Here is a 22,038-nt window from a genome sequence, read left to right on the forward strand (position 1 = left end):
CTCCACCACTGGCACACCACACTCCACAACGCACCACCCGTCCTCGAACTCCCCACCGACCGCCCACGACCCGCCACACCCACACACACCGGCGCGGTGATTCCCTTCGCCCTGGACGGACAGGCGCATCAGCGGCTGGCGCGGATCGCCGCGGAGAGCGGCGCGACCGTGTTCATGGTGCTGCAGGCCGCGCTGGCCGTCACGCTCTCCCGGCTCGGCGCCGGCCACGACCTGCCGATCGGCACCGTCGTGGCAGGACGCGCCGACGACGCACTGGAGGACCTGGTCGGCTTCTTCGTCAACACCCTCGTCCTGCGCACCGACGCCTCCGGCAACCCCACCTTCACCGAACTCGTCCACCGCGTAAGAGAGACAGACCTCGCCGCCTACGCCCACCAGGACCTTCCCTTCGAGCGCCTCGTCGAACACCTCAACCCCGCACGCTCCACCGCACACCACCCGCTCGTGCAGGTCATGCTGATGCTGACGAACGCCGTGGCGCCGGAGACCGGTGACTCGCCGCTGGCCGGTACGGAGATGCCCTTCGACTCCGGTCTCGCCAAGTTCGATCTGACGCTGACGCTCGGTGAAGAGCGCGACGCCGACGGTGTGCCTCAGGGACTGGACGGTTTTCTGGAGTACGCGACGGATCTGTTCGATCCGGCGACCGCCGAGCTCATCGCCACCCGCCTCGGCCAGATCCTCCACACCGCCACCACCGACCCACACCAGCACATCGACGACATCGACCTCCTCACCACCGAAGAACACCACTGGCTCCACCACCAATACAACAACACCACCACCGACAACGACCCCACCGGACCCGTCCACACACTCTTCGAAGCCCAGACACACCGCACACCCCACCGAATCGCCCTCTCCTACGAAGACGAACACCTCACCTACACCGAACTCAACCAACGCGCCAACACACTCGCCCACCAACTCATCCAGACCGGAGTACAACCACAGGACGCCATCGGCATCCTCATGGACCGAAGCCCCCACCTCATCACCGCCACCCTCGCCGTCCTCAAGACCGGCGCCGCCTACGTACCCATCGGTACGGGTCTGCCGGCTTCCCGGGTTCGGATGATCATGGAGGAAGTGGGTGCCACCGTCCTGCTCACGGACACGGCCCGGCTGAGCGGCGAGGCCGTGCGCCAGGAGGAGCGGGCCGGCAGCCGGATCATCGTCGCGGATCTCCCTGTCACCGAGCCGGCTACGGCCGGCGACCCTCAGGTGGAGACGGACGACCAGGCGCTGATGTACATCATGTTCACCTCCGGCTCGACCGGCCGGCCCAAAGGCGTCGGCGTCACCCACCGCAATGTCGCCCAGCTCGCCGCCGACCGCTGCTGGGACCTCGACAACCACCGCCGGATGCTGGTCCATTCCGCCTATGGCTTCGACGCCTCGACCTATGAGATCTGGATCCCGCTGCTGCACGGCGCCCAACTGGTCGTGGCCTCCGGTGACGACGCCGATGTGCGGGCGCTGGCCCGCACGATCGAGACATACGGCGTCACGGCCGCGTATTTCACCGTGGGTCTGTTCCATGTCATGGCCGAGGAGGCCCTCGACACGCTCAAGCTGCTGCGGGAGGTCTGGACCGGCGGCGATGTCGTCTCGCCCGGCGCCGTGCGGCGCGTCCTGGAACACTGCCCGGACACCGTGCTGGTCCACTCCTACGGGCCCACCGAGACGACCTTCGGCTCTCACCATCAGCGCTTCGGCCTGGCGGACCGGGTGCTCGACGCGGTCCATCTCGGCATGCCGATGGACAACACGCGCGCCCATGTCCTGGACCACCGCCTGCGTCCCGTCCCTCGCGGCGGCACGGGCGAGCTCTATCTCGCGGGATCGCATGTGGCCCGCGGCTATCTGGGCCGACCGGGTCTGACCGCGGACCGGTTTGTCGCGGACCCGTTCAGCGCCACCGGTGAACGCATGTACCGCACCGGAGATGTCGTGAGATGGACCGCGGCGGGACAACTGCGCTTCGTCGGCCGCGCCGACTCCCAGGTCAAGATCCGCGGTTTCCGCATCGAACCCGGCGAGATCGAGACCGTCCTCGGCCGCCATCCGTCGGTCGGACAGGCCGCCGTCGTCATCCGTGAGGACCGGCCGGGCGACAAGCGGCTCGTCGCCTACCTGGTCGCGCGGGCCGGCGCCTCTCTCGACGAGGCGGCGCCGCTGTCCTGGGCGGCCGAGACGCTGCCCGGCTACATGGTGCCCTCCGCCGTGGTCGTCCTCGACGCACTGCCGCTCACAGCCAACGGCAAACTCGACCGGGCGGCGCTGCCTGCTCCGGTGCGCGGCGCCGCGCGCACCGGACGCGGTCCGCGTTCGCCTCGCGAGGAAATTCTCTGCGGACTGTTCGCGGACGTCCTCGGCCTCGGCCAGGTCGGCATCGACGACAACTTCTTCGACCTCGGCGGACACTCCCTGCTCGCCGGCAGGCTCATCAACCGGGTGCGCTCAGCGCTCGGAGCCGAGGCGACGATCAGGGACCTGTTCCAGGCGCCGACGGTGGCGGGTCTGGACCGGCGGATCGGCGAGGCGGCCCAGCCGGTGAGCCGGGCGGCGCTGGTACCGGCGGAGCGAGCCGAGCGGATGCCGTTGTCGTTCGCACAGCGCCGGCTGTGGTTCATCAACGAACTCGACGGACCGAGCGGCACATACAACATCCCTGTCGTCGTACATCTCGACCGGGCGCTGGACCCGGCTGTCCTGGCCTCGGCGCTGGCCGATGTCGCCGCGCGGCACGAGGTGCTGCGGACGGTGTACCGCGCGGCGGACGGTGAGCCGTACCAGCTCATCCTGCCGGACGCCCGACCGGAGCTGAGCGTGGTGCGCACCTCCCGCGAGGAACTGGCCAAGGCCATCGACACGGCGGCGGGACATGTCTTCGACCTGGCCACGGAGATCCCGTTGCGAGCCTGGCTGCTGGAGGTGGACGACACCGGCGAGCAGGTGCTGGTGATCCTCGTCCATCACATCGCGGCCGACGGCTGGTCCATGGCGCCGATGATGTCCGACCTGTCCGCGGCCTGTGTCGCCCGGCTCGCCGGACACGAGCCCCACTGGGAGCCGCTGCCCGTGCAGTACGCGGACTACACCCTCTGGCAGCGGCGGCTGTTCGGGTCGGAGTCCGACCCGAACAGCGTGCTGAGCCGTCAGCTCCACCACTGGCGCACCGTGCTGGACGGCGCGCCCGCCGTGCTGGACCTGCCGGCCGACCGGCCGCGCCCGCCGGTCGCCAGTCATCACGGCGGCCTGGCGCCCGTCATCCTGAGCGAGGAGATACACGACGGGCTGGCGCGGATCGCGGCGGAGAGCGGCGCGACGGTGTTCATGGTGCTGCAGGCCGCGCTGGCCGTCACGCTCTCCCGGCTCGGCGCCGGCCACGACCTGCCGATCGGCACCGTCGTGGCAGGACGCGGCGACGACGCACTGGAGGACCTGGTCGGCTTCTTCGTCAACACCCTCGTCCTGCGCACCGACGCCTCCGGCAACCCCACCTTCACCGAACTCGTCCACCGCGTAAGAGAGACAGACCTCGCCGCCTACGCCCACCAGGACCTTCCCTTCGAGCGCCTCGTCGAACACCTCAACCCCGCACGCTCCACCGCGCACCACCCGCTGGTGCAGGTGATGCTGCTGCTGGAGAACGGCGCGGAGCCGGACGGTTCCGGTTCGCCGCTGGACGGCGCTCCCGTGCCCGTCGACACCGGCGTGGCCAAGTTCGATCTGACCTTGTCGCTTCGCGAGCTGCGCGACGCCGACGGCGCGCCTCGCGGTCTGCGGGGCTTTCTGGAGTACGCGGCGGATCTGTTCGATCCGGCGACCGCCGAGCTTATCGCCACCCGCCTCGGCCAGATCCTCCACACCGTCACCACCGACCCACACCAGCACATCGACGACATCGACCTCCTCACCACCGAAGAACACCACTGGCTCCACCACGAATACAACAACACCACCACCGACAACGCCCCCACCGGACCCGTCCACACACTCTTCGAAGCCCAGACACACCGCACACCCCACCGAATCGCCCTCTCCTACGAAGACGAACACCTCACCTACACCGAACTCAACCAACGCGCCAACACACTCGCCCACCAACTCATCCAGACCGGAGTACAACCACAGGACGCCATCGGCATCCTCATGGACCGAAGCCCCCACCTCATCACCGCCACCCTCGCCGTCCTCAAAACCGGCGCCGCCTACGTACCCATCGACACCCGCGCGCCCGGCAGCCGCGTACGCATGATCATGGCGGAGGTCGGCGCGACCGTCCTGCTCGCCGACGCGGCCACGCTCGACGGCGAGGCCGTACGAGGAGAACGGGCCGCCGGGACGGTGGTCCTGGCGGCGGACTCGCCCGCTCCGGCGGATACTCCGGCCGGCGATCCGCTGGTGGAGACGGACGACCAGGCGCTGATGTACATCATGTTCACCTCCGGCTCGACCGGCCGGCCCAAAGGCGTCGGCGTCACCCACCACAATGTCGCCCAGCTCGCCGCCGACCGCTGCTGGGACCCGGACGTGCACCGGCGCGTGCTGGTGCACTCCCCTTACGGCTTCGACGCCTCGACCTACGAGATCTGGGTGCCGCTGCTCAACGGCGGCCGGCTCGTGGTGGCTCCCGGCGACGGCGCCGACGTACGGGAACTGACCCGCACCATCAGGAAGCACCAGGTGACCGCCGCGTTCCTGACCGTCGGTCTGTTCCATGTCATGGCCGAGGAGGCGCTGGACACACTCAGGCTGCTCCGTGAGGTGGGCAGTGGCGGTGACGTCGTGTCACCGGCCCTGGTCCGCCGCGTCCTTGAGCACTGCCCCGACACGGCGGTGGTGCATGTCTACGGCCCCACGGAGACGACCTTCGGTTCGCATCTCAGGCGCTACCACCGCTCCCAGGGACTGCCGGAGGCCGTGCATCTGGGCCGTCCGCTGGACAACACCCGCGCCTATGTCCTGGACGGCCGGCTGCACCCGGTGCCGCGTGGTGCCACCGGCGAGCTGTACATCGCGGGCGGCCATGTCGCCCGTGGATACATCCGGCGCGCCGCGCTGACGGCGGACCGGTTCGTGCCCGATCCCTTCGCCTCGAACGGGAGCCGGATGTACCGCACCGGCGATCTGGTGGCCTGGACCGGACACGGCGAACTGCGCTTCGTCGGCCGCGCCGACGGCCAGGTCAAGCTCCGCGGTTTCCGTATCGAACCGGGCGAGATCGAGGCCGTACTGGCCAAGCGGACCTCGGTGGGCCGGGTCGCGGTGGTGGTACGCGAGGACCGGCCCGGCGACAAGCGTCTGGTCGCCTACGTGGTACCGCGGCCCGGCGCCGTCCTCGACGAGGCCGCGCTGCGCGCGGCCGCCGCCGAGCGACTGCCCGACTACATGGTCCCGTCGGCCGTCGTCGTGCTCGACGCCCTGCCGCTGACGGTCAACGGCAAGCTGGACCGGCGCGCTCTGCCCGCGCCCGTCCACGACACCACCGCCACCGGACGCGGTCCCCGCACCTCCCGCGAGGAGATTCTCTGCGGTCTGTTCGCCGACATCCTCGGCCTCGGCCAGGTCGGCATCGACGACAACTTCTTCGACCTCGGCGGACACTCCCTGCTGGCGGTCCGGCTGATGAGCCGGGTCCGGGCCGCGCTGGATGTGGATCTCGGCGTCCGCGATCTGTTCCGCTCGCCGACCGTGGCCGGTCTGCTGGGCGAGGAGGCCGGCGCGGACGCTCTGGGCGTGCTGCTGCCGCTGCGCGCGGAAGGCGGCGGGCGCCCGCTGTTCTGCCTCCATCCCGGCGCCGGGATGGGATGGCCGTACGCCGGGCTCACCCGGCATCTGGACGGTCCGCTCTACGCGCTCCAGACCCGGGCGCTGACCCGGCCCGGCTATCGCGCGGCGAGCGTCGAGGAGATGGCGGACGACTACCTGGCGCGGATCCGCGAGGTCCAGCCGCGAGGACCGTACCGGCTGCTCGGCTGGTCCTTCGGCGGTGTCGTCGCACACGCCATCGCCACCCGGCTCCAGGAGACCGGTGAGCAGGTGGAGCTGCTGGCGCTGCTGGACTCCTATCCGGTACCGGCCGAGGAGGCCGCGATCCCGCTCACCGACCGGGAGAGCCTGGAGATCCTGGTCGGGCCGCAGGACGAGGAGGACGGCCTGCCCGCCGGGTTCTTCGACCGTTTCGACGCCGCCGCGGTCGTGCAGGTGCTGCGGCGCAGGGACCCGGTGCTGGCGGGCTTCGCCAGGACGGAGGTGGCCGCACTGGTCGACGCGGCCCGCAATCACGTCGACATCATGCGCGCGTACCGGCCCCGGGTCTTCGTCGGCGATCCGGTGTTTTTCACCGCCACCGCCGGGAGAGGATCCAACACGCCCACCATCGACCGGTGGAACGGCCATGTCGAAGGAAAGGTGGACGACTACGACATTGATTCCACTCACCTTCGGATGACAGAACCAGAACCCCTCGCACAGATCGGCCGCATTCTCCAGCGGAAGCTTTCCGCACTGCCAGAAATTCCCGCCACTCTCAATAAGAAGAGGAACTCCTGATGACCAACCCCTTTGACGACAACGACGGCACCTTCCTTGTCCTGGTCAACCACGAGGGACAGCACTCCCTGTGGCCTGCCTTTGCCGAGGTGCCCGCAGGCTGGGACATAGCCCGAGGTGAGGGCACTCGTCAGGAGGCTCTGGACTATGTGGAGACACACTGGACCGATATCCGGCCGAAGAGCCTGGTCGCCCAGTACTCCTGAACGCACGGCCCGGTACTCCTGAATATCCGTCAGCAGCGACGGCCCGTCCCGCCATCGGCGCGGCGGGCCGTCGCTCTTTGTCGCATGCCGGCCGTCGCAATCATATCCACCGACTGCCCGCATTACTGCCGCATCAACTTCCGTCGGCACCACGACAGCGCTTCTATATTTTAAGTGCGCCACAAGGAATGGCCCCGGTCGCGGAATTCGTCCGACAACACGGGGACCCCACATCTTTTCGGAGAGCGTCAATGGTGCTGTCGCAGTGCGGGCTCAAGGTCCTGGTGACCAGTAGCGCATCGGATTCGCACAACTGGAACCTGGTCTTTCTCCAGCTCCTCATCGAGGAGATGGGTCACCAGGTGGTCAACCTCGGCCCGTGTGTGCCGGACGAGCTGCTGGTCCGGCGGTGCCGGGCGCACGCTCCCGACCTGGTCGTCATCAGCAGTGTCAACGGTCATGGGTATCGCGACGGGCTCACGGCCATCACGCGGCTGCGACGGGACGCGGCGCTCGCCGAGGTCCCGGTCGTGATCGGCGGCAAGCTGGGAGTGACCGGCGCGGGCGACGCGGACAGCGCTCTGCGGCTGCTCACCGCCGGTTTCACGGCCGTCTTCGACGACGGTGACCTGACCGCCTTCCAGGAGTTCGTCTCGGCGCTGGCGGCCGGTGCGTCGCCGGCCCTGCGGACCAGGCGGGTGGCGACATGACCGGGCCCGGGATCCCGTACACCGCCGACGCACCGCGCGGCCATGGCGCCGGTGTCTCTCCGACGGTGCGGCGATCGCCCTTCGGACGGTTCGTCGCGGACTCGGCGGCGGCCGGCCGGCTGGTCGTCCAGCCACGGATGGGCTTCAGCGACCTGGCACGGATGCGTGCCGGGCTGGCGCGGACCAAGTCCGCCGCGGCCACCACCGTCGGCACCCTCACCATCGACAGCTACACACGGCTGGGCGAGCACGCGGCGGCCCGTAAGGCCCTCGCGGAAGGCGCGCGGCTCAACGGCTACCCGATCGTCTCCCATTCACTGAGCTCCACCCGGGCCGTGCTGGACGGGCTGCTGGACGAGTCCTTTCCGGTGCAGGTACGCCACGGTTCGTCGCGGCCCCAGCGCATCGTCCAGGCCCTCACCGCCGCAGGTCTGGAAGCCACCGAGGGCGGACCGGTCTCCTACTGCCTGCCCTACGGCCGCACCCCGCTGCGCGAGTCGGTGAAGAACTGGACGCTCACCTGCGCGCTGCTCGCCGGTTCGGCCAGGACACCGCATCTGGAGAGCTTCGGCGGCTGCATGCTGGGCCAGCTCTGCCCGCCCGGCCTGCTGGTGGCGATCAGTGTGCTCGAAGCGGTCTTCTTCACCCGGCACGGCGTCAACAGCGTGTCCATGAGCTACGCGCAGCAGACCGATCCCGCCCAGGACGAGGAGGCGGTCCGGGCACTGCGCCGGCTCGCCACCGAGTTCCTGCCGGCCGAGACCGACTGGCACGTCGTTCTCTACACGTACATGGGCGTCTATCCGACCTCGGAGAGCGGCGCCCGGCGGCTGCTGGAGAGATCCGCCGAGCTGGCCGTACGGTCCGGAGCGCGGCGGCTGATCGTCAAGACGGCAGCGGAGGCGCACCGCATCCCGACCGTCGGAGAGAACGTGCGAGCGCTGGAGACCGCCGCCGCCACGGCAGCGGCCACGCGCGGTACGGCGAATCCTCACCCGCCTCTGGACAGCGGGGTCTACGAAGAGGCGCGCGCTTTCGTCACCGCGGTCCTCGATCTCGGCGACGACCTCGGCCGGGCCCTGGAGACGGCGTTCCGCCGCGGCTATCTGGATGTCCCGTTCTGTCTGCACCCGGACAACGCCGGCCGGTCCCGGAGCTTTATCGACCACGCCGGACGGCTCCGCTGGTCGGCGGTGGGCGCGATGCCGATCAGACCGAGTCCCGCGCCCAGTGCGCGATCCGCCATGACCTCGACGCAACTGCTGTCCGCTCTGCACAGCGTCGCACGGAAGTTCGACCAATGAAGCCAGGAGGCGAGATGCTCCACACGGACGACATCGCAAGCAACGCGGCGGACGGCAACGGGCCCGCACCGCTCGGCGAGCATCTGCGCTCGCCGTCGCTCAGGGCCGCCATGTCCGTACAGCAGGAAGCGCTGTACGCGGCGCGGGAGTTCCTGCGCTCACACGGTTTCACCGAACTCCTGCCACCACTCGTCGGCCCGGTGACCGATCCCGGCGGACGCGGTGCCAAGGCGCTCGACGTCGACTACTACGGCGAGCCGTACAAACTCATGACCAGCGCGATCCTCTACAAGCAGGCGTCGCTGCGCGGCTTCGGCAAGCTCTTCTACATCGCGCCGAACGTCCGAGTGGAACCTCCGGAGACGGCGGGCACCGGACGGCATCTCGTCGAGTTTCACCAGATCGACGTGGAGATGGCCGGCGCGTCCAGGGACGATGTGATGGAGATCGCCGCGGGACTGCTCGCGCATGTCACCGCGCGGGTGTGGGAGACGGTGCCGGAGGTCCTGCGCGGACTCGGCCGCGACGAGCTCTCGTTCGCCGAGCTGCTCACCGGCAAGTTCGATGTCCACACGCACGAGGAGGCCGTCGGACGGCTGCACGGCCAGGGCCACGGGCAGAGCGCGGACGCCGAGATCGACTGGGCCGGTGAGGAGGCGCTGTCCCGGCAGGCGGACCGGCCCTTCTTCATCACCGACTACCCGAAGGGCTCCCGCGGGTTCTACGACCGTGAGGCGCCGGACCGGCCCGGCACGCTGCGCAACTTCGATCTGATCGCGCACGGCGGCTACGGCGAACTGGTCAGCGGCAGCGAGCGGGAGACCGACTACGCCACGATCGTCACCAGGATGCGGGAGAGCGGTGAGAACCCCGCCAAGTACGCGTGGTATCTGAGCCTGGCACGCGAGGGCATTCCGGCGAGTTCGGGCTTCGGCATGGGCGTCCAGCGGCTGGTCCGCTTCCTCACCGGCCTCGACGCGCTCTGGCAGGTCAGCGCCTATCCGAAGCTGCCGGGAGTGATCGCGCCATGAGCGGTCTGCGCGCACAGGGCTTTCCCGAGCGGCAGGTGCGGGCCCGCGCCCGCAACGGGACCGGCGAGGTGTTCCCGCCGGTGGCCGCGTACGGCACCGAGTTGTTCGGCGCGGACGTGCCCGGCCCCGGCCACGGATACGGCGACGAGCTGGACCGGGCCCGGATCGTCCCGCCGGTCTTCATGCCCCGGCGGCTGGAGAAGCTCATCGCGCTGGGCCGTGAGCCGCTGGACGACGATGTCGACCTGCGCACCGTCATCGGCGGTTTCCGCTCCACCCTGCCGGTGTTCCTGTCGGCGTTCGGGTCCACCCGGGCGGGCAGCGGCGACCTCGGGATCGCGGCGAGCCGGCAGGCCGGCAGACTCGGCGTCCCCATGGTCATCGGCGAGAACATGGTGCCGGTGCACGGATACCGGAAGGGCTCCGGCCGGGCCGCTCCGGCGATGCTGGCCCGGATCCACGCCTACCTCGACGAATCCCCGGCCGGCCTCGGCGGAGTGACGGTGCAGCAGAGCACCGAGGACGCCGATTCGGAGGTCTGGAACCTCGTCTACAGCGACCCGGCGACACGCCCGCTGCTGGAGTCGGGACGGCTCGCCTTCGAGCTGAAGATCGGCCAGGGCGCCAAACCGGGCCTGGGCGGTATGACGGTGATGGAGCGGGCCGAAGGGCTGCGGCTCGCCAACCGCTTCTCGGTGCGCGAGGTGTTCGGCGCGGACTCCGGCAGCGTGCTGCGGTGCGCCAGCCCAGGCACCTTCACCGAGGAGATCGTGCGCCAGCAGGTGCGGTTCATGCGCAACAACTTCCCGAGGGCCAAGGTGTGGGTGAAGTTCCACCCGGGCCGCGACATCGCCACGGCCGCCGCCACGGCATGGCGCGCCGGTGCGGACGCGGTGACCGTCGACGGCGCGGAGGGCGGCACCGGCTGGGCGCCTCGCACCTTCCTCGACCATGTCGGCCTGCCGCTGGCGGAATGCCTGCGCCGGATCGGCCGCCCGGAGGGCTGTCTGCTGGTGACCGGACGCATGTGGGAAGGCAGCCGGGTGGTACGCGGCCTCGCGCTCGGCGCCACCGCGGCGGGACTGGGCCGGGCGGCGCTCGTCGCGGTCGACGAGGACCCGGAGGCCGGACTGGTCCGGCTGGCCGAGAGCCTGGCGCTGGAGACCCGCCTGCTGATCAGCTCGCTCGGCAAATACACCGCCGACGCGCTCACGCCGGACGACCTGTGGTGGCCGGCCGCCGGATCCCCGTACGACGGCCCGCCTGCCGCGCCCGCGCCCGCCGGTGTCGGCGCCGACGAGATCGGAGAAGGAGCATGACCGCTCTCGTGGAAGTCGGCTGCCATCTGCCCGAGTCGAGCGTCGGGATCACCGAGATCGGCGCGGAGGTGGCCGCCGAGGACAGCCTCATGTGGACATTCCGCAGGTTCTACGGGCTCAGGTCGGTGCGCCGGGCCCCGGACGACGATCTGCGGACGACCCTGCGGTCGGCGGTGAACTCTCTGACGGCCTTGCGCGGCAACGAGCACCGGGTGCGATACGTCGTCTACGCACGGACCGTGTCCACCGTCGAACCGGCGGGTGAGAACACCGTCGAGGACCTCTGCGCGGAGCTGGGACTGGCCAACGCCATCGGCTTCACCCTGACCCAGCACGGCTGCGCGACCGGCGTGTTCGCCATGGATCTCGCCGGGCGGCTGCTCGCCGCCGACGGAGACGCCACGGCCCTGGCCCTGGTCGTCACCGGCGAGAAGGTGTTCAGCCGCACTCTGCAGATCATTCCCGAGAGCACGGTCATGGGTGAGGGCACCGCGGCCTGCCTTGTCTCCGCCGACGGACAGCGGGACCGGCTGCTCGGCTTCGCGACCGTCACCCGCGGTCAGTACAGCGGTGAGTTTCCGCCGTACCCGCTGGATCCCATGTTCCTCAAAGAACACAACGACACACTGGCCGCCGTCATGCGGGACGCGGCCGAGGACGCGGGTGTGGACTTCGACGATCTGGCCCTGATCCTGCCGCACAACGTCAACCGCCTTTCCTGGCAGTGGACATGCAAGGCCCTCGGCATCTCGATGGACCGGGTCTACCTCGACAACATCCCGGTGACGGGACACTGCTTCACCGCCGATCCCTTCATCAACTACGTGCACGCGCGTGAGGCGGGACGCCTCCGGCCCGGAGACCTCTATCTGATGGCCGCCGTCGGTCTCGGCGCGACGTTCTCCGCCGCGGTCCTGCGCCACTGACCCGCACGTCCCGCGTCGCCGGCAGGCGGAGCGCGCCGGATCCCACCCACACGAACGAGACAGAAGGAACTCCATGTCACCGTCCCCACCACTCAAGAGCCTGAACTTCCTCGACGGCGTGAAGAGCGCCTGCACCGGCGATCCGCGGACCCCGTTCGTCCTGCTCGGCAACTTCGAGGTGGAGGACGAGTGGGCCAGGGACGAGGTCGGCCTGCCCACAGTGGGAAGCAGCGCCTCGGCGGCGATCGTCAACAGGATGGACGAGTTCGCCCTGCTGCTGGCGGGCAAAGGCGACTGCGTCGTACTGAAGTCGGCGCCCGATCCCGGCTATCTCGGCTACCTCGAAGGGCTCGGCCTCGACCTGCCGGAGATCCTCGTCACGGACTCCCATGACCCCGCGCACACCGTCAGCGCCGACGCGCTGCTCTCACCGCGTCTGATCGGATCGCTGAGGCAACTGGCGGAGCGGGGCGCGCGTCTGCTGCCGCACGGCATGTCCGTCCTGGAGGACCGGCTGTGTGAGCTGACCGGCCTCACTCCGGCGCTGCCGCCCGCCGCGCTCGTCAAGTCCGTCAACAGCAAGATCTACAGCCGGCGGGTCGCGGACGAGCTGGGACTGCCGCAGGCCACCGGCTGGGAGTGCGAGACGGTCGACGAGTTCACCGCCGCCGCCGAAGAGGCCCGTGCCTCACTGGCGGCGGGACGACGGGTCGGCGTCAAGGACGCCTTCGGCGTGTCCGGCAAGGGAATCATGGTCGTCGAGGACGAGCGCCGGCTGGACCAGCTCGTCCGGATGGTCGCCCGGACCGCCAAGCGCACCGGCGATCCGCGGATCTCGGTGGTGATCGAGGAGTGGGCCGACAAGGCCGTCGATCTCAACTACCACTTCACCGTGGGACGGGACGGCTCGGTCCGCTTCGACTTCGTCAAGGAGGCGCTCACCGAGCGAGGCGTACACAAGGGACACCGCATCCCCGCCCGTATCCCGGACGAGCACACCGCCGAGATCGAGCGCTGCGCCACTCTGATCGGCGCCCGGCTCGCCGCCGACGGCTTCCACGGTGTGGTCGGCGTGGACGCGATCGTCACCGCGGACGGCGGCCTGCTGCCGGTCCTGGAGATCAACGCCCGTAACAACATGTCCACTTACCAGACCAGCCTCCAGGAGCGGTTCATGCGCCCCGGCGATGTCGCGCTGGCCCGGCAGTACGAACTGTCACTCACCGGCGCCGTCCCGTTCACGCGTCTGCGCGCACGCCTCGGCGATCTGCTGTTCAGCACGGAGACCGGGCGCGGCCTGCTGGTCAACAACTTCGCGACGGTCAACGCCGCGATCACCGGCGAGGACGCGGGACGGACCCGCAACGGCCGTCTGTACGGCCTGCTGATCGCCGGCTCCGAGGCCGAACTGACCGAACTCGACAACGCCGTAGCACAGAGTGTGCAGAAGGAGAGCCGATCCCGTGTCTGAGTCCCCCGGGCCCCACACCGTACAGAACATCACCGTCACCGAACTGGCCGAGCGATTCGGCACCCCGCTCTACGTGTACGACGGCGATGTCATCGCCCGCCAGTTCAACGGGCTGCGTGAGCTGCTCCACCCTTCCGTGGAGATGTTCTACTCGCTCAAGGCCAATCCCAACATCAGTATCTGCGCGCTGCTGCACTCGCTCGGCGCCCGCGCCGAGGTCTCCTCGCTGGCCGAGCTCCTCACCGCGCAGCGAGCCGGTGTGCCCGCCGACCAGATCATGTTCCTCGGACCGGGCAAGAGCCGCACCGAGATCACCGCGTGCCTCAAGGAGGACATCACCGTCATCTGTGAGTCCTTCGGCGAACTCGCGCTGATCGACGAGGTGGCCGCCGGACTCGGCACCCATGCCCGGGTGGTACTGCGCGTCAATCCGAGCTTCGCGGTCAAGGGCGGCGGCCTGACCATGGGCGGCAAACCACGGCAGTTCGGCATCGACGAGGACGCGCTGATGGCCGCGCCCGATCTCGCCGCCCGGCACACCTCGGTGCGGGTGACCGGCTTCCAGGCGTACATGGGCACCCGCTTCCTCGACGAGGAGGTGATAGCCGAGAATTCCGGCCGGATCCTCGAACTCGCCGAGCGGCTGTCGGAGCGGCTGAATGTCCCGCTCGATGTGGTCGATGTCGGCGGTGGCCTGGGCGTCGCGTACTTCCCGAAGGAGCGCGACCTGGATGTCGCCAGGCTCACCGAGCGCCTGAACCCGGTGTTCGAGGACTTCGGCGCACGGCATCCCGGCACCCGGCTCGTGATGGAGCTGGGCCGCTATCTGGTCGGGCACAGCGGTCTGTACGCGGTGGAGGTCCGCTACACCAAGGAGTCCATGGGTGAGCGTTTCGCCGTGGCCGACGGAGGGACCAACCACCACATGGCGGCCGTCGGTATCGGCTCGTACGTCAAGCGCAACTTCCCGATGCGGCTGCTCAATCGGGCGAGCGCCGCGGAGAACACACCGTGGAATGTGACCGGTCCGCTCTGCACACCCAACGACACCATCGGCAAGGCCGTCGAACTCCCCGCCGACCTGGGTCCCGGCGACATCGTCGGAGTGGAGCGCTCGGGCGCGTACGGACCGACCGCCTCGCCGGTGTACTTCCTCAGCCACGGATATCCGGCCGAGGTGCTGGTCCACGCGGGCGAGGCACGCCTCATCCGCACCCGTGACGACGCGGAGGCCATGCTCGCCCCGCAGATCCGGCACGACTTCGGCGGCTGACCCGCCACCGCCGGCTCCTCCCGTCCTCCTCCACCGGACAACGGCGTTCGCCGCGGTCCGTCGCACCGCAGTCCCGTAAGCCAGTCCCGTAAGCCAGTCCCGTCAACCACCGAAACGGCAGGAACACACCATGACCACCACCGCCATCGACACCGACCGCCGCCAGATCATCGACGCCATCGTCGTCGCCCTCTCGGACGTGCTGCGCAAGGAACTCACCGATGTCACCGAGGAGACCCGCCTCTTCGACGATCTGAGCCTCGACTCCACCAGTGTGCTGGGCCTGCTGATGGCTCTGGAGGACGGCCTCGACATGGAGGTCGACCCGGAGAGCCTGCAGCAGAGCCACCTGGAGAGCGTCGGCGCGCTGGCCGACTACATCGCCGAGAGCCGCTGACCCGTGCCGGCCACGGGCCACTCGGGGACCCGACGGAGTCCGGCCGCGCAAGGCGGCGCGGCCGGACTTCGCCTCGAACGCGTCATCCCGTTCGCCTTCACCGCCGCCGACCGCGGCTCCGAATCAAACGATCAGCGGGCCTACCGGGACCATGTGGAGTCGATCTACGGCCCGCTCGGAGACTTCTCGTGGCTGGAGGACGGCGTCGCCGTCAGCTACCACGACATGGTCCGGGTGATCCACCGGGAACTCGCCGCCGAACTGGCCGGCATCGACCTCATCATCACCGTCGACGCCAGCCCCGACTGCCGGCACCAGAGCTTCCCCGCCTCCCTGCTGTCCGATCTGGTCCCGGGCGACCCACTGCTGATGGGCATCTCCGAACAGGGCGTCGCGGGCCCCTTCACCGCCTTGCGGATCGCCGTCGACCGGCTGGCGAGCGGCAGTTCGCACCGTGCGCTCGTGCTGGTCATGGAACAGAGCACACTGCCGCCCGACGACAAGGCGGTGCGGCCCGCGCGCGATGTCGCGGTGGCCCTGCTGCTCGGCCCGCGAGGCACAATGCCGCTGGACCGTCCCTTGATCACCGCGACCGGCCGCGGCGGCGCGGCGGCTCCGTCCGACGCTGCGCGGCCCGCCGCGGGGAGCGGGCCCGCCGAGCGGGAAGCACGGGTGCTCGTGGCCGGCGCCGGCCTCGGCGATCTGGTGCCCGGCCCGGACGTAAGGCTGACCAGGGCGGCGGAGGGCCATCCCTGCGCCGGCGTCTGGCTGGCCCTCGCCGCGCTTCTCGAACGCGGCGACGCGCCAGGCGGACAGATCCTGATCGCCGACCGTGACCCCGTACTCCCCTACCTCTGCAGTGTGCGGATCACACTGCCGGCCGAGCCGTCCATGGCGGCCCACGCGCAGTCGAGACAGAAGGAAGGCGCCGAATGAGCGACACAGCGACAACGCCACTCAGCGGCGACCCGGTCGTCGCGCCGGCGGACCCCGTGCGGAGCGATCCGCGCCGTTACCGGGACGCGGCGTACGAGCACGGCGCGGCGGCCGCTCTTGTCCTGCTGCACACCGAGGCCGTCCCCGGTGTGCTGCCGGCCGGTCCCGGCGGGCATGTATTCGTACCGCTGACGGTCGAGGCGGTGTGCGACCGCCATGAGACGCCGACCGGTCCGCGTGCCCGGGAGAGCGGCGCCGCCGAGGAATTCCTGGGCCGGATCCCGTCCGGAGAACAGGAGATGATCGCTCTACGCGTCGCCGGTTCCGGACCCGTGCCGGCCGGCGACACACCGGGAGCCTGGCCGACCGGCCTGGCCTGGATCAGGCTCGGGCTCGCCGACCGGCTCGTGGAACAGGCGGCCGCCCATCTGCGCGGCCGGACCGTCCAGAACACGGTCACCCTCAACCTCGCGCTGGTCAGGGCCATGCTCGCGGACGCCGTCGGCGGCACCACCGAGGCCCGTGCCCTGCTCGGCGGTCCGCCGACCGCGCGCACACTGCGCCGGGTGCACCGGAGCCTGGACGAGACCGGCCGGATCTGTCTGCATCTGTTCGGCGCGACGGGCTATCTGACCGGAGGGCCCGGCAGCGAGGTACGCGTATCGGAACTGCTCGCCGACACCTACGCACCGTCAACCGACCCGGAGCGGCCATGACCACCGACAACGGCTTCCTGTCCGATCTGCGCGCGCTCGGCCGGGAACACGCCGCGACCCTGGGCGCCACCGCGCTCGAACTGGACCGCGACCCGTCCCGCGCGACCGCGCTGCTCAGCGGAGAACTGCCGTGGCGTCAACTGATAGGAATGCCCGCCGAGTACAACCCGGACCCGCTGCGGGTCCGCGGCCGGCCGGTGTACATGGACCGCTGTGTGGAACAGGTCGTCGTCATGGAGGAGCTGGCCCGGGTCGACGCCGCCGCCGTACTGGCGCTGCCCGGCCCGTCGATGTCGGGCTTCGTCATCGCCGACATCGCCGACCAGCCACAGCGCGACCGCTACTACCAGTTGCTCGCGGACCGTCCCACCTGGACCTTCTTCGGGATGACCGAACCGGCGCACGGCTCGGACCCGGCCGGTATGCGGACGGCGCTGAGCCCGGACGGCGCCGGAGGCGGCCTGCTGCTCAACGGCACCAAACGGTTCGTGGGCAATGGCGCCCGCGCCGGAATCGGTGTGGTCTTCGCCCGCCGGCACGCCGGACCACTGGGTGTTGTCGCGGTACTGCTGCAGTCCGGCACGGCCGGCTTCACCGGTGTCCCGCTGGACACCCTCGGTCTGCGCGGCCTCCAGCTCAGCGAACTGCGGATGCGCGACGTACCGGTCGCGGAGGAGGACCTGCTCGGCCGGCACCGCTCCGCGACACGTGGCGGCATGTGGTCGGCGGTCCGCACCTTCAACCGCTACCGCCCGGTCGTCGCGTCCTTCGCCCTCGGTGTCGCCCAGGGCGCCCACGACTACGCGGCCGAGCACCGGCGCCGGCTCAGCGCCGGAGAGCGGCATCAGCTCTCCGACCTCGCAGACCGGCTCGAAGGCACCCGGGCGATGGTCCTGGCGGCCGCGCACGCCGCCGACCGCGATCCCGGCGACGGCACTCTCGCCTCGGCGGCCAAGATCCGGGCCACCCGGCTGGCGGAGGAATCCACACTCCTGGCCCTGCGGCTGTTCGGTCCCGGCGCGCGCTGGGAACACCCGCTGCTGGACAAGTGGGCGCGGGACGCCCGTGCCTTCGAGTTCATGGAGGGCACCAGCAATGTGCAGCGGCTCACTCTGACCCAGGGCTATCTGCGGGGACGGCTGACCGATGGCCGGCCTGCCGCCTGAGCCGGAGTTGTGGGCGGACTTTGCCTCCGGCCCGGTGAAGCCCTGCCCCAACTGCGGCGAGGTCCATGTGACGATGGCCGACTCGCCCGGAGTACCGCGCGGCGCGGACATCTGGTACATCCGGCTGGACGTGGACGACGAAACCGTCCGCCTGGCCGCGCCCCTGCTCGACGCGCACGAGCGGCGCCGGGCCGCACGGATGCGGGACGGACCGACGGCGCGGCGGTACGTCCTGGCGCACGGCGCGACCAGGACCATCCTGGGCGGCTATCTCGGGATCGCCGGGTGCGCGCTGCACTGGTCGGCCGGGCGGCACGGAAAGCCGGAGTTCGGCGGTGCGCTGAGCCAGTGGCAGTGGAGCCTGAGCCGCTCGGCGGACCACGCGCTGCTCGCGGTGTGCCTGCCGGATCCGGTCGGAGTGGACATCGAGCGGATCGAGGAGCACACCGCCGCGGCGGCACTGGCCGGACGGTTCCTGCCGCCGGACGAGGCGGCCGGCGTCGCCGCTCAGGACCGGCCGTACGACTCCCGGGCCGTCTACCACCGGCTGCTGTCCCGTAAGGAGGCATGTGTCAAGGCGAGTGGCGGCCGGCTGCTCGACGGGCTGGGTCTGCGGGTCCTCACCACGGGCACCGTGCACGGCGCGGGACCCATGGCGGGTCAGAGCTGGACTCTGCGCGATCTGCCGGCGCCGCCCGGATTCGTCGCCGCGCTCGCCACGCTCGGCGACGCGGCCCGCCGGCCGCGGATCTTCGACTGGGACTGGCGTCCGCCCGGACCCGAGCCCGGAAACTGCCCGCCACCTGCCCCGTCAAGCGCCGCGGCTCAGACGCTCGATTTCCTACCGTTCAGATTCCAGCGGTCGCGCGGAGACCCGTGGCCGCAGAGGGAGTGAAGAAGATGACCACACACCGGCCCTCCCGTCCCCGGTCCTGCACAGCGGTCAGAAGCACCACGCTCACCCGCCCCGCACCGGCGTCCTCGGCGGACCGGACACGCCGGCGCGAGGCGGAGACAGGAAGAGGCGGCGCGTACACCGTGTGCGTGCGGTTCACTCCCTCGGACATCCCGGGACTGACCAGCCGGCCCGCGCACCGTACGGCGGTGATCCGGGCGGCCGGAAAGGCACTCGACGCCCAGGGCCGCGGATATCTCGGTGGTCATCTCGAAATCACCTCGAACGCGCCGCTCGCGCGCGGCTGCACCCTGGCCGCGAGCGAACAGCTCGCCGCCGCCCGGGCGGTCGAGAACGCGCTGCACGGCGGCTGCGGCACGGTCCGGCTGCCGCTGCCCGACCGGTGGCCGGACGCCTCCGGCGAACCGTGCGACGCCCATGGCGATCCCTGCTCCGAAACCGACTGACCCTCCTCTCCTAGAACAGGCGTGTCCATGAAGAAGACCGACGTATCCGGGCCACCCGCCACCGGCACTCAGCCGCCGATCCAGTGGCGGAGGATCAACGCGCTGGTCGCCGGTCAAGGGGCCGCGATGGGCGGCGACTACGTGCTGCTCATCGCGATGAGCTGGACCGCCATCCAGCTCGGCGGTGCGAGCGCGGTCACCACACTGATGCTCGCCGCGACGATCCCTCGTGCCGTGATGCTGGTCTTCGGTGGCGCGGTCGCCGACCGGTTCGGTCCCCGCTTCGTCCTGCTGCGCACGAACGCGGCCCGGGTCGTGCTGCTGGTGGCGGGAACCGTCACCGTCTCCTCGGTGCGTTCGCTCTGGCCGCTGATCGTCATCGTCCTGTTCGACGGAGTGCTGTTCGGGCTCGCCAGTCCGTCGGCGGGTTCGGTCATCCCGCACCTGGCCACCCATGACCAACTGCCTCGCGCGAACTCCCTCTACGCGATGGTGTCGCGGGTCTCGCCGATCGTGGGCTCACCGGTCGGCGCCTGGATGATCGCCACCGGCGAACTCTGGGAGGCGCTGCTGGTGGCGGCCGTCACCTGCGCGATCTCGCTCGGCACCCTGTTCGTCGTCACCAAGGGCATGCGGCCGCCGGAGCGCACGCCCGGCAAGAGCCTGGTGAAGTCCTCGGGCGACGGCCTGCGTCTGCTCGCCTCGCACCCTCGGCTGCGCTGGACCTTCGTGTGCGCCCTCTGCCTCGACATGGCCTTCGGCTGGCCGATCGAGGTGGCGATGCCCCTGCTGGTCCAGGAGCGTGGCTGGGGTGTCTCCGCCATCGGCGTGATCATCGCGGCGTTCAGCTCGGGAGCCCTGGTCTCCAGCGCCACCGGCGCGGTCCTCGCGCACCGCATTCCCGTGGTGGTCCGGTTCGTCGTCAGCGGCGCGGGCATCGCGATCGGCATCCTGCTCATGGCGCTGATGCCGTCGGTCATCGCCATCGCGGTGACAGGGTGCGCGGTCGGCATCATGGCCGGGCTGAACGGTCCGGCCATTGTGACGGTCTACCAACAGGCCGCTCCCAAGGCCAAGATGGGCGCGGCCATGTCGACACTGACGCTCGCGAGCATCGGCACCGGTCCGATCTCCATCGCCCTCTTCGGCAGCCTCTCGCTGACGATCGGCCTCAGGACCACCTGGATGGTGTGCGGCGCGGTGGCGCTGATCGCTCCGCTGGCCGCGCTGGCGGCGCTGCGCCACCCGGTCGCGAAGCAGGACGACGAGACGGCCGGAGCCGCCCGGCCGGCGAATCCGGCCGAGGCGGAGGAAACCTCGCGAACGCCTGCGGCGAACGACCCGCTGACCGTCACGAAGGACGACGCGAAGGACGGCGCGGAGAAGCCGGTGCCGACCCGTCCCGAGGCGGAGCTGGCGGCCCGGGCCGGCTGAGGCCCGTCTCCTCGGACCTCTCTTCGCACTTCTCCTCGGACCTCGCGGGCCCGGAGCGCCGTCGCGACACCGGCCGACCACAACGGTGGACGGTGTCGCGAGGCCACGCCCCGGGTCCTCCGCGTGCGACGCCGGCTCCGGCCGGCCGGTATCGCTGCCGGCCGGAGGAATGCCCGTCCGCCGGACGGGATCTGACACGGGATCAGCGAATGCGGGCCACTCCGGCGTAGATGCCGCTGTCCTCCGCCTGCGGAGCGGACGTGTCCCTGAACCACTCCGGCGCCGTCACCAGGCCGGGCTCGACCAGGTCGAGCCCTTCGAAGAAGCGGCCGACCCCGGCACGGTCACGGAAGCCGAGCTGGATACCGCCCTTCGCGTACTCGGCGGTGACCCGGTCCGACAGCTCCGGGAAGAGGTCCGAGGCCGCGTGGGACAGCACCAGATAGCTTCCGGAGGGCAGCGCGTCCACCAGGGTGCGCACGATGTCGTGCGCGTCCTGGCTGTCCGGAATGAAGTGCATCAGAGCGATGAGCGAGAGAGCGACCGGCCGGTCGAAGTCCAGGAAGCCCCGGGCGTGTTCGAGGATCACCTGCGGCTCGCGCACGTCCGCCTGGATGTAGTCGGTCATGCCTTCCGGCCTGCTGATCAGCAGGGCCTCCGCGTGCCGAAGGACGATGGGATCGTTGTCGGTGTAGACGATGCGCGCGGCCGGCACGATCTCCTGGACGATCTGGTGCAGGTTGGGCTCGGTCGGGATGCCCGTACCGATGTCGAGGAACTGGTCCACGCCGGTGCTCGCCAGCCAAGCGCCCGCGCGGCGCATGAAATCGCGGTTCTGGCGCGCGGCGTCCTTCGCCTCTGCCGGAAGCTTCTCCCCCACCTCCTGGTCCACTGGATAGTTGTCCTTGCCGCCCAGGAGCCAGTCGTAGACACGCGCGGGATGAGGCTTGCTGGTGTCGATCTGGGGCTTGGGAGTACCTGCTGTCATGACGAGCTCCGTAGCGCGATGGATACAGACGGGACAACGTCAGGTGCGAAACAGGGCGCGCGGCGAACCGGACCGGCCACCGGGGCCGGGGCGGGCGGTCGGCGAACCGTCCCGGGACACGGACGGCCGTGACAACGTTCCCCGCCACTGCCCCGCGCTGCCGCGAAAGACTCGTCCGGCCCGCTCATACACACCCCCACCGCCACCTGACCAGCGC

Annotated in this window: 17 protein-coding genes; 16 read left to right on the forward strand and 1 reads right to left on the reverse strand. The window is 70.3% G+C overall.

Annotated elements, in window-relative coordinates:
• The 16 genes from PV679_RS30025 to PV679_RS30100 all read left to right on the forward strand — a co-directional run.
• The coding region (locus PV679_RS30025) for a non-ribosomal peptide synthetase (protein ID WP_319683729.1) at positions 1-6,582 on the forward strand (6,582 nt) is incomplete at its 5' end.
• On the forward strand, positions 6,582-6,788 hold the full coding sequence (locus PV679_RS30030) for an MbtH family protein (protein ID WP_319683730.1): 207 nt from the start codon (positions 6,582-6,584) through the stop codon (positions 6,786-6,788). The genes PV679_RS30025 and PV679_RS30030, both read left to right, overlap by 1 nt.
• A 251-nt stretch (positions 6,789-7,039) precedes the next feature.
• Positions 7,040-7,498 carry a cobalamin B12-binding domain-containing protein gene (locus PV679_RS30035; protein ID WP_319683731.1) on the forward strand — a complete coding sequence of 153 codons (459 nt, stop codon included), beginning with the start codon at positions 7,040-7,042 and terminating at the stop codon, positions 7,496-7,498.
• Positions 7,495-8,802, forward strand: a complete 1,308-nt coding sequence (locus tag PV679_RS30040) for a methylaspartate mutase (RefSeq protein ID WP_319683732.1) — start codon at positions 7,495-7,497, stop codon at positions 8,800-8,802. Before PV679_RS30035 ends, PV679_RS30040 begins: the two co-directional genes overlap by 4 nt.
• Positions 8,803-8,816: 14 nt before the next feature.
• On the forward strand, positions 8,817-9,833 hold the full coding sequence (locus tag PV679_RS30045) for an asparagine synthetase A (RefSeq protein ID WP_319683734.1): 1,017 nt from the start codon (positions 8,817-8,819) through the stop codon (positions 9,831-9,833).
• Positions 9,830-11,152, forward strand: coding sequence for a glutamate synthase-related protein (locus PV679_RS30050; RefSeq protein WP_319683735.1), 1,323 nt, complete (start codon positions 9,830-9,832; stop codon positions 11,150-11,152). The genes PV679_RS30045 and PV679_RS30050 overlap by 4 nt, the downstream gene beginning before the upstream one ends.
• Positions 11,149-12,078: a 3-oxoacyl-[acyl-carrier-protein] synthase III C-terminal domain-containing protein gene (locus tag PV679_RS30055; protein WP_319683736.1), complete on the forward strand. Its 930-nt coding sequence runs from the start codon at positions 11,149-11,151 to the stop codon at positions 12,076-12,078. The genes PV679_RS30050 and PV679_RS30055 overlap by 4 nt, the downstream gene beginning before the upstream one ends.
• Before the next feature lie 73 nt (positions 12,079-12,151).
• Positions 12,152-13,549 carry an ATP-grasp domain-containing protein gene (locus PV679_RS30060; RefSeq protein WP_319683737.1) on the forward strand — a complete coding sequence of 466 codons (1,398 nt, stop codon included), beginning with the start codon at positions 12,152-12,154 and terminating at the stop codon, positions 13,547-13,549.
• A complete protein-coding gene (locus PV679_RS30065) occupies positions 13,542-14,822 on the forward strand; it encodes an alanine racemase (protein WP_319683739.1) in 1,281 nt (426 codons plus the stop codon). The genes PV679_RS30060 and PV679_RS30065 overlap by 8 nt, the downstream gene beginning before the upstream one ends.
• Before the next feature lie 130 nt (positions 14,823-14,952).
• Positions 14,953-15,219 (forward strand): acyl carrier protein, encoded by a 267-nt coding sequence (locus tag PV679_RS30070; RefSeq protein WP_319683740.1) that lies wholly within the window; start codon positions 14,953-14,955, stop codon positions 15,217-15,219.
• Positions 15,220-15,222: 3 nt separating this feature from the next.
• Positions 15,223-16,155, forward strand: coding sequence for a hypothetical protein (locus tag PV679_RS30075; protein ID WP_319683742.1), 933 nt, complete (start codon positions 15,223-15,225; stop codon positions 16,153-16,155).
• Positions 16,152-16,871: a hypothetical protein gene (locus PV679_RS30080; RefSeq protein ID WP_319683743.1), complete on the forward strand. Its 720-nt coding sequence runs from the start codon at positions 16,152-16,154 to the stop codon at positions 16,869-16,871. The genes PV679_RS30075 and PV679_RS30080 overlap by 4 nt, the downstream gene beginning before the upstream one ends.
• Complete coding sequence (locus tag PV679_RS30085; RefSeq protein ID WP_319683744.1) at positions 16,868-18,037, forward strand: acyl-CoA dehydrogenase family protein; 1,170 nt, start codon at positions 16,868-16,870, stop codon at positions 18,035-18,037. The genes PV679_RS30080 and PV679_RS30085 overlap by 4 nt, the downstream gene beginning before the upstream one ends.
• Positions 18,018-18,932, forward strand: coding sequence for a 4'-phosphopantetheinyl transferase family protein (locus tag PV679_RS30090; protein ID WP_319683745.1), 915 nt, complete (start codon positions 18,018-18,020; stop codon positions 18,930-18,932). The genes PV679_RS30085 and PV679_RS30090 overlap by 20 nt, the downstream gene beginning before the upstream one ends.
• Before the next feature lie 5 nt (positions 18,933-18,937).
• Positions 18,938-19,399 carry a hypothetical protein gene (locus PV679_RS30095; protein ID WP_319683746.1) on the forward strand — a complete coding sequence of 154 codons (462 nt, stop codon included), beginning with the start codon at positions 18,938-18,940 and terminating at the stop codon, positions 19,397-19,399.
• Between the two features lie 27 nt (positions 19,400-19,426).
• The gene (locus tag PV679_RS30100) at positions 19,427-20,833 is read left to right on the forward strand and encodes an MFS transporter (RefSeq protein ID WP_319683748.1); all 1,407 of its coding nucleotides are present in this window, start codon (positions 19,427-19,429) and stop codon (positions 20,831-20,833) included.
• A 202-nt stretch (positions 20,834-21,035) separates the two neighbouring features.
• Here the strand turns inward: PV679_RS30100 and PV679_RS30105 are convergent, their stop codons facing one another.
• Positions 21,036-21,821, reverse strand: coding sequence for an SAM-dependent methyltransferase (locus PV679_RS30105; RefSeq protein ID WP_319683750.1), 786 nt, complete (start codon positions 21,819-21,821; stop codon positions 21,036-21,038).
• Positions 21,822-22,038: the final 217 nt, after the last annotated feature.

The organism is Streptomyces sp. AK02-01A (assembly GCF_033795305.1).
Classification (GTDB): domain Bacteria; phylum Actinomycetota; class Actinomycetes; order Streptomycetales; family Streptomycetaceae; genus Streptomyces.